Below are 7,984 nucleotides of genomic sequence, written 5' to 3'. Positions count from 1 at the left end.
GAGTACGTTTGACATAATTGCTTCTTTCTTCCATAATAACGATTATTTTTTTTGTGTCGCTATTTCAGGACGGGACACTAAAATAAATTAAAAAAGCTTCGAGAGAAAATTCTCGAAGTTTTTTTTTAGAATACATTCAATTGTGTTGATTCTAATTCTAACAAAAATTTCTTGCGCTTATTACCTCCTGCGTATCCTGTCAGAGATCCATTTGTTCCAATAACCCGATGACAAGGCACCACAATTGCTATTTTATTTTTCGCGTTTGCATTTGCAACTGCACGTATCGCCAACAAATTACCCAAAGCCATCGATTGCTCCTTATATGACCGTGTTTTTCCAAATGGAATTTTAATTAATTCGTTCCAAACCTTTAACTGAAAATCAGTTCCAATCAAATCAAGCGGAATGCTAAATTCGTTCAAATTCCCTTCAAAATAAGCGTCTAACTCCTTTTCTAAATTTAACAAAACTTCATCGTGCTTATTTTCTACAATTTCACCCAATTTTTCAATCTCTTTAAGTTGTTTTTCGGTTGATTTCCCATCAAAAAATGCTAATACACAAAGTCCTTTTTGTGACTTAATTGCAAGCATTTCTCCCAAAGGTGTTTGTATTTTTTTTGCGTGAAACATTTTATTAAATTTTAATTGAAAGTTAGAAAAATATAGTCGTAATTTGGTACCATATTTGTTGTTAAACATATCATAAAATTAATTATGAAGAAATCTATATTAGTGAGCATCTTTGCATCATTTATCTTATTCTCATGCCAATCAAAAGGTATCCAACAAGAAGAAAAAAAAGCTGAAGTGGCTCAAAACTCTACAAAAACATTTAAAGATGAACATAATTCAAGAAACTCTTTGGATTGGGATGGAAAATATGAAGGTACTTTACCATGTGCGGATTGCGAAGGAATAAAATATATTGTTGAGATAAAAAAAGACGGTAACTTTTTCATTGAACAAGAATATTTAGGAAAAGAAACGGTTTACCAAGATGAAGGTTTTTATAAATGGGATGCTACTGGAAATATTTTGCACTTAAACTCGAATATTAGCCCTTTGGTCCTGAAAGTTGAAGAAAATAGATTGAAAGTTTTAGATCAAGAAGGAAAAGAAATTACTGGAAATTTAAAAGATTTATACGTATTGAAAAAAGTAAAGAAATAATTTCAAAAGTTAAATTTCTACTCTATAACAATTAAAACGCTGTCAAGGTTTTAAACCTGACAGCGTTTTCTTTTATTGTTCTAAACTTTTTTGCCATTCCCAAGCTGTACGCATACTATCTGCAAGTTGAGTTTCAGGTTTCCAACCCAATTCTTTTTCTGCATACGAATTATCTGCATAGGCTTCGATAATATCTCCTGCGCGACGCTCTTTGATCTGATAATTCAATTTCAAATCATTTGCATTTTCAAATGCATTTACAACCTCTAACACCGTAGATCCAGTTCCTGTTCCAAGATTAAAGAACTCTAATTTCGCTTTATTTTTATTTTCAATCAAACGAGTTACAGCTTTTACGTGCGCATCTGCTAAATCATTCACATCAATATAATCTCTAATTGCTGTTCCATCACGCGTTGGGTAATCGTCTCCCCAAACTGATAAAGCTTCTCTAATTCCTGCCGCCGTTTGCGTAACATATGGAATCAAATTATTTGGAATTCCTTTTGGTAATTCACCAATTTTCGCTGTAGGATGGGCGCCTACTGGATTGAAATAACGTAAACAAATCACATTTTTATCGAAAGCTGTAGAGAAATCTTCTAAAATCTCTTCACCCATTTGTTTCGTTTTCCCGTAAGGAGATTCTGGTTTCTTTAGTGGTGTTTGTTCATTAATTGGCATATGATCTGCCTGTCCATAAACGGTACAAGATGAACTAAAAATGATATTATCTGCATTATAATCTTTCATCGCATCTAAAAGATTAATTAATCCTAAAAGATTATTACGATAGTACATCAACGGTTTTTCAACAGATTCACCAACCGCTTTATGTGCTGCAAAATTGATAATTCCGTCAATTTTATTTGTCTTAAAAAATTCATTTACTTTTTCTTGATCTTTTAAATCTATTTGATAAAAAGATGGTTTTATAGAAGTAATCGATGTAATTCTATCTAAAAAATCAATATTCGTGTTTGATAAATCATCAATAATCACCACTTCATAACCTGCATTTTGTAGTGCTACAACTGTATGCGAACCGATATAGCCTAAACCACCGGTTACTAATATTTTATTCATTTTATGTAATTTCATTGAATTAGTTAGTCCAAATTTAAGCAAATAAAAAAGCTTCTGAAACCAATCAGAAGCTTTTTCATATTTTTTTAATGTAAATTATTTTCCAAAGAATTCACGCACAGCAGAAGTAATATAAACCAATTGTTCTTCTTCTAACTCTGTATGCATCGGTAAAGACATCACTTCTTCAACCAATTTATTGGTATTTGGGAAGTCTGCATCATTGTAATGACCGTTATCATACGCTTTTTGTTTACGTAATGGAACAGGATAATAAATCATTGCTGGAATTTCTTTTTCTGTTAAGAAAGCTTGCAATTCGTTACGTTTACCATTTGTTACACGTAAAGTATATTGATGAAAAACATGTGTTGTATCTTCTCCTTTTGATGGTGTAATTAGCGCATCAATATCTTTAAAAGCTTCTGAATAATAAGCTGCTGCTTTGTTACGTGCAGCATTATACTCGTCTAAGAATGGTAGTTTGCGGCGTAAAACTGCTGCTTGAACTGAATCTAAACGTGAGTTAACCCCTACTTCATCGTGGTAGTAACGCTTGTACATTCCGTGATTTACAATTCCACGTAAACGATGTGCAATATCATCATCATTCGTAAAAATCGCTCCACCATCTCCGTAACATCCTAAATTTTTAGAAGGGAAGAAAGATGTACAACCAATATGACCAATTGTACCAGCTTTTTGACCTTTGTATTCTGCACCAATTGCTTGCGCTGTATCTTCTATAACATATAAGTTATGTTCTTTTGCAATTGCCATAATCTCATCCATATTAGCACATTGCCCAAATAAATGAACTGGAATAATTGCTTTAGTTTTTGGTGTAATAGCAGCTTTCAATTTTTCTGTATCAATTGTAAATGTATCATAATCGACATCTACTAAAACAGAATTTAATTTTAACAAATCAATCACTTCTACCGTTGCCGCAAAAGTAAAATCTGCCGTAATTACCTCGTCACCTGGCTCCAATCCTAATGCCATCAAAGCGATTTGTAAAGCATCTGTCCCATTTCCACAAGGAATAACATGTTTTACGTTAAGATATTCTTGTAATTCAGTTTCGAATTGTTTTACTTCTGGTCCATTTATAAAAGCAGCCGAATCTAAAACATTCATAATTGCTGCATCAACGTCACCTTTTATTTTTTGATATTGACTCTGTAAGTCAACCATTTGTATTTTTTTCATAACTTAATGAATCTTTCAACATCTACAACTTTAAAAAGTCGATATTATTACAACAAATGTACAAAAAAAGCTCGTTCTAAATTTCTAACTTTGCAAGATTGTGCAAGGATTTTATAATATATCAATCAAGGCGTACGGAATGGCGCTAAAATTGGCTTCGAATTTTAACGAAAAAGCGAAACTTTGGATAAATGGTCGTGATAATTGGGAAGAAAAAATTGCTTCTAAACTATCTAAAACAGATAAAGTTTTGTGGGTACATTGTTCTTCTTTAGGCGAGTTTGAACAAGGTCGACCTGTGATCGAAACCTTAAAAGAAAAGTATCCTACACATAAAATTGCTGTTTCCTTTTTCTCGCCTTCAGGTTACGAAATTAGAAAAAATTATCAAGGAGCTGACTTAATTTTCTATTTACCTTTAGACACAAAATCGAATGCAGAAAAACTAATAAAAGTCTTGCATCCCGAAATTTTGATTTTGGTGAAATACGAATATTGGTTCAATTTAATTTCGACTTTACATCAACACAAAATACCAACAATTGTGGTTTCCTCTATCTTTAGAGAGAGTCAAAACTTTTTCAAAAAAGCTGGAAATAACTGGTTTGCTAAAAAATTAAGTTTAATTAATCATTTCTTTGTGCAAAACGAAAAGTCTAAAAATTTATTAGACTCTATTCAGATTACACAGAATACAATTGCAGGTGATACGCGTTTTGACCGTGTTAAACAAATTATTCACCAAGACAATCACTTGGATTTTATGGAAACTTTCAAACAACATTCAAAATTCATTGTTGTTGGAAGTTCGTGGCCAAAAGATGAAGAATTATTTATTGAATTAATCAATCAAAAATTAACGAATGATTGGAAAATTGTTTTCGCACCACATAATTTGAATGATGCTGAGATCAATTCTTTTCTGAGTAAAATCAATCAAAAAACTGTTAAATTTTCTGATTTAGAAAAAACTTCGCAACAAGATTTAATTGATTCAAAAGTTTTTATTCTAAATACAATTGGACTACTATCCAAAGTGTATGCATATGCAGATATCACTTATATTGGCGGTGGTTTTGGAGCAGGAATTCACAATACATTAGAAGCTGTAACGTATGGAAATCCTGTTGTATTTGGACCTAAATACAAAAAATTCCAGGAAGCTGTTGACTTGATAGCAGTTGGTGGTGGTTTTTCAATTTCAAATCAAACCGAATTTAATAAAATAATGAACCGTTTGATGAATGACGAAAATTTTAGAAAAGCAAGTGGAAAAAAAGCAGGAGATTTTGTTCAAAATTCTCCAAATGCAACGAAAATTATTATGGATTATTTAGCGAAAATTATTTAAGTCATAATATTTTATGAATTTTTAACAAAAAAGGCATAGATATTGTGAAATAAAAAAGCATTATTGTTTTTTTGAAGAACAGCTCAATTTTATCTATGAATAAAACTTTACTTTTGAATTAAATAATATAACTCAAACTTAAGTAATAAAAAAATGAAGAAACTAATCTTAGGAATAGCACTTTTCGGTGGATTAAGTGCAGCGAACGCGCAAATTGATTTAGGAGTAAAAGGAGGTCTTAACTTCCCGACTTTATCTGGTACTGAAAGTGCAAAATTTAGAACAGACTTTTATGTTGGTGGTTATGCAAATTACAAAGTAACTGATCAATTTAGTTTTCAGCCAGAATTATTATACTCAAAACAAGGTGCTGGAATCAAAAAACATGATGGTAGTGATAAAAAAATAGTTACACATAATATTAATATTCCGTTAATGGGACGTTATGAAATTATGGACGGATTGGATGTTGAATTTGGTCCTCAATTAGGTTTCTTGGTTTCTGCTAAAGAAAAAACAGAATTCAATAATATTAAGACTAAAGAGCCAATTACAGATAATTTCAAAACATTTGATTTTGGATTAAATATAGGAGCTGGATACAAAGTAACTGACGAATTAGAAATCAATGCTCGTTTTACAAAAGGATTAACAGATATTAATCATGATCCATCTTCAAAAAGTACTACGAATACCTATTTTAGTGTTGGTGTAGCGTATAAATTAATGGAAATGTAATAACATTTCAAATCAAAATATCAAGGAGCTTTTTGCTCCTTTTTTTGTGTGTAAATGTTAAATAAGTTAAAAATAAATTGGTCAAATTAAATTTAATTCTATATTTGTAGTAATTAAAATACAATTGTAGATTATGAAAGTTAAATTATCAAGAAGAGAAGAAGAAGTGATGGAAGTTATTTGGAGTGGAAAACAAGTTTTCGCCAAAGATATTATCGATTCTTATGACGATCCAAAACCTGCAAACACGACTATATCTACTTTATTAAAAAGGATGCACGACAAAGGTTATATTGATTACGAACAAATGGGAAACTCGCGTCGATACTACGCTTTGGTAAAAAAAGACGACTATTTTTCGAAAGAAGTAAAAGGAATGATTTCAAACTTCTTTAATAATTCGGCAACACAATTTGCTTCATTTTTTGCAAAATCAAACAATATGTCTGTTGAAGAATTAGAAAAATTACGTGATATCATCGACAATGAAATAGACCGTAAAAAGAAATAGCTTATGGTTGCTTATGTCATAAAATTTATTCTTTGCTCTGGTTTTTTGTATTCATTTTACAAACTTTTATTGGAGCGCGAAAGTATGTATAAAATCAATCGATTTTATCTTTTATTCTCGTTAGTTTTCTCGTTGACAGCGCCTTTGTATAAAATAGATTTACCAATTACAGCTAACGAAACAAATATTTCGCCTGAACTATTAGCTTTTTTAATGCAAAACCCTGACGTATTGCAACAAGAAGAAGGAATTAACTTTGGGGATATTTTAAATGTAATTTACATCCTATTTGCAGTTTTATTTTTAGCCAGATTTAGTTACAATTTGTACAACTTGTTATTTAAAATTAAAACAGAAGAAAAAATAAAAGACCACGAAATTACTTATGTTCTCGATTTACAATCAAGTCAACCTTATAGTTTTTGGAATTATATTTTTATTCCCAAAAAACAACTCGAGAATTTACATCAAAATTTAATTGATCACGAAAAAGCACATTGTATTCAGAAACATAGTTTTGATATATTATGGATAGAAATTTTTCAAATCCTTTTTTGGTTCAATCCTTTTATTTATTTCTACAAAAAATCGATCAAACTAAATCATGAGTTTTTGGCAGATGAATATGTGTTAAAAAGAAACTCTGATTTAAAAACTTATCAACATCAAATTTTAGATTGCATTGCAACTCAAAATCCATCAATGATGGCGAGTAATTTCAATTTTATACTAACCAAAAAACGCCTACTTATGATGACGAAAAACACCTCAAATCGAAAAGCTAAAATTCTTTCTTTTGCTTCTTTACCTTTTATACTAAGCGCTTTTGTATTGTTTTCTCAAAAATCTTTTGCTCAGGAAGTAGAAAATAAAGCAAAAAAGGTAGAACAAGCATTGGAAAAACCTGTTCAATCGCAAGCGGATTTGATATTTGATACAAAAGAAGAAAATAAAATATCGAAAAACCTGAATGACACTATTACGTTAATCAAAAATTTATCTGATGGTAAAACAATGACCAAAGAAGAATTAAAAGATATTTTGAAAAGTAATCCGCAAAACAAAATTATTTTAAACGATGCTGGAGATATCATCTTGAATGATTCGATAAAAATAAAAGATATTGTTAGAAAAAAAGAATTAATACCGACAACACTATATGGTAAAGATGGCAAAGTTTTACAAAAAATAGATCCAAAAGATATTAATAAAGTAATTGTAAAAAAGAGCGAAGGTTTAATAGAAATTTTCAAAAAAGATTCAAGTGTTATCAGAATTTTTAACTCTGAAAAAGATATTCCGAATATTGATAAAAAAGTAACAACTGCTAAAATGCCAACGGTAAAAAATAATATTACTCTGAAAAATGGTTATTCTATTTACACCGACAAAAATGGTGTTGAACATAAAATTATTAGTTCAGAGATTGATAAAGTTTATTTAGAAAATCAATTAAAATCAAAAGGAATTGATAATGGTTATAGTGTAAGTTTTTCAAAAAATAAAGGAATTGATAAAACGGAAATAGAAAAACAATTAAAAGAATCGCATTCAAGAGGTTATGATATTACAGCTCTAAAAACTGATCCTAAAAATCCCGAAATACAAAAATTAGGTTCATTTACTGTAAAAACATTTTATTCTGAAGATCCTAAAGAAATGAGTAAATATCTTGAAGAAAAAAAGAAAGAACTTGTATTACAAGAAAAAAACACTAAACAAATGCTAAAGGAGATTGAAAAAAAGCAAAAACAGCTAAAAAAAGAAATTAAGAAATAATCAAAATTTCATCGCATTTATAACATTTACAAAAAAGGAAACTCAGTTGAGTTTCCTTTTTTAGTACGTCATGTTTTGGCATTCTGATTTTCTATTTTTGAGAAGATTGTTTAACTTTCCTAAAAATTCAGA

At 30.0% G+C, this 7,984-nt stretch carries 8 protein-coding genes; 5 read left to right on the top strand and 3 right to left on the bottom strand.

What is annotated here, in order from left to right; all coding sequences use genetic code 11:
* Positions 1–125: 125 nt before the first annotated feature.
* Positions 126–635: a methylated-DNA--[protein]-cysteine S-methyltransferase gene (locus HX088_RS11020; RefSeq protein WP_260544132.1), complete on the bottom strand. Its 510-nt coding sequence runs from the start codon at positions 633–635 to the stop codon at positions 126–128.
* An 84-nt stretch (positions 636–719) separates the two neighbouring features.
* Between HX088_RS11020 and HX088_RS11015 the strand changes: the two genes are divergently transcribed.
* Positions 720–1,175: a copper resistance protein NlpE gene (locus tag HX088_RS11015; protein ID WP_260544134.1), complete on the top strand. Its 456-nt coding sequence runs from the start codon at positions 720–722 to the stop codon at positions 1,173–1,175.
* A gap of 72 nt (positions 1,176–1,247) precedes the next feature.
* On the opposite strand, the gene galE is transcribed toward HX088_RS11015, so the two are convergent.
* Positions 1,248–2,261, bottom strand: a complete 1,014-nt coding sequence (gene galE / locus HX088_RS11010) for a UDP-glucose 4-epimerase GalE (protein ID WP_286484171.1) — start codon at positions 2,259–2,261, stop codon at positions 1,248–1,250.
* A 96-nt stretch (positions 2,262–2,357) separates the two neighbouring features.
* Complete coding sequence (locus tag HX088_RS11005) at positions 2,358–3,473, bottom strand: DegT/DnrJ/EryC1/StrS family aminotransferase (protein WP_286484170.1); 1,116 nt, start codon at positions 3,471–3,473, stop codon at positions 2,358–2,360.
* A gap of 100 nt (positions 3,474–3,573) precedes the next feature.
* Here HX088_RS11005 and HX088_RS11000 point away from each other — a divergent pair, with 100 nt between their 5' ends.
* From HX088_RS11000 to HX088_RS10985, 4 genes are all read left to right on the top strand, one after another.
* Positions 3,574–4,824, top strand: a complete 1,251-nt coding sequence (locus HX088_RS11000) for a 3-deoxy-D-manno-octulosonic acid transferase (RefSeq protein ID WP_286484168.1) — start codon at positions 3,574–3,576, stop codon at positions 4,822–4,824.
* A gap of 153 nt (positions 4,825–4,977) precedes the next feature.
* On the top strand, positions 4,978–5,562 hold the full coding sequence (locus HX088_RS10995) for a porin family protein (RefSeq protein WP_225539057.1): 585 nt from the start codon (positions 4,978–4,980) through the stop codon (positions 5,560–5,562).
* A gap of 133 nt (positions 5,563–5,695) precedes the next feature.
* Positions 5,696–6,073 (top strand): BlaI/MecI/CopY family transcriptional regulator, encoded by a 378-nt coding sequence (locus HX088_RS10990; RefSeq protein ID WP_038331851.1) that lies wholly within the window; start codon positions 5,696–5,698, stop codon positions 6,071–6,073.
* A 3-nt stretch (positions 6,074–6,076) separates the two neighbouring features.
* The gene (locus HX088_RS10985) at positions 6,077–7,852 is read left to right on the top strand and encodes a M56 family metallopeptidase (RefSeq protein WP_286484167.1); all 1,776 of its coding nucleotides are present in this window, start codon (positions 6,077–6,079) and stop codon (positions 7,850–7,852) included.
* Positions 7,853–7,984 lie beyond the last annotated feature (132 nt).

It is taken from the genome of Empedobacter sp. 225-1, assembly GCF_030328185.1.
GTDB classification, from domain to species: Bacteria; Bacteroidota; Bacteroidia; order Flavobacteriales; family Weeksellaceae; genus Empedobacter; species Empedobacter stercoris.
This window is presented reverse-complemented; position numbering and strand designations above follow the sequence as displayed.

Coding starts and splice junctions, on each gene's coding strand:
- HX088_RS11020 (WP_260544132.1), bottom strand. CDS start 635: ATGTTTCACGCAAAAAAAATACAAACACCTTTGGGAGAAATGCTTGCA.
- HX088_RS11015 (WP_260544134.1), top strand. CDS start 720: ATGAAGAAATCTATATTAGTGAGCATCTTTGCATCATTTATCTTATTC.
- galE (WP_286484171.1), bottom strand. CDS start 2,261: ATGAATAAAATATTAGTAACCGGTGGTTTAGGCTATATCGGTTCGCAT.
- HX088_RS11005 (WP_286484170.1), bottom strand. CDS start 3,473: ATGAAAAAAATACAAATGGTTGACTTACAGAGTCAATATCAAAAAATA.
- HX088_RS10995 (WP_225539057.1), top strand. CDS start 4,978: ATGAAGAAACTAATCTTAGGAATAGCACTTTTCGGTGGATTAAGTGCA.
- HX088_RS10990 (WP_038331851.1), top strand. CDS start 5,696: ATGAAAGTTAAATTATCAAGAAGAGAAGAAGAAGTGATGGAAGTTATT.
- HX088_RS10985 (WP_286484167.1), top strand. CDS start 6,077: ATGGTTGCTTATGTCATAAAATTTATTCTTTGCTCTGGTTTTTTGTAT.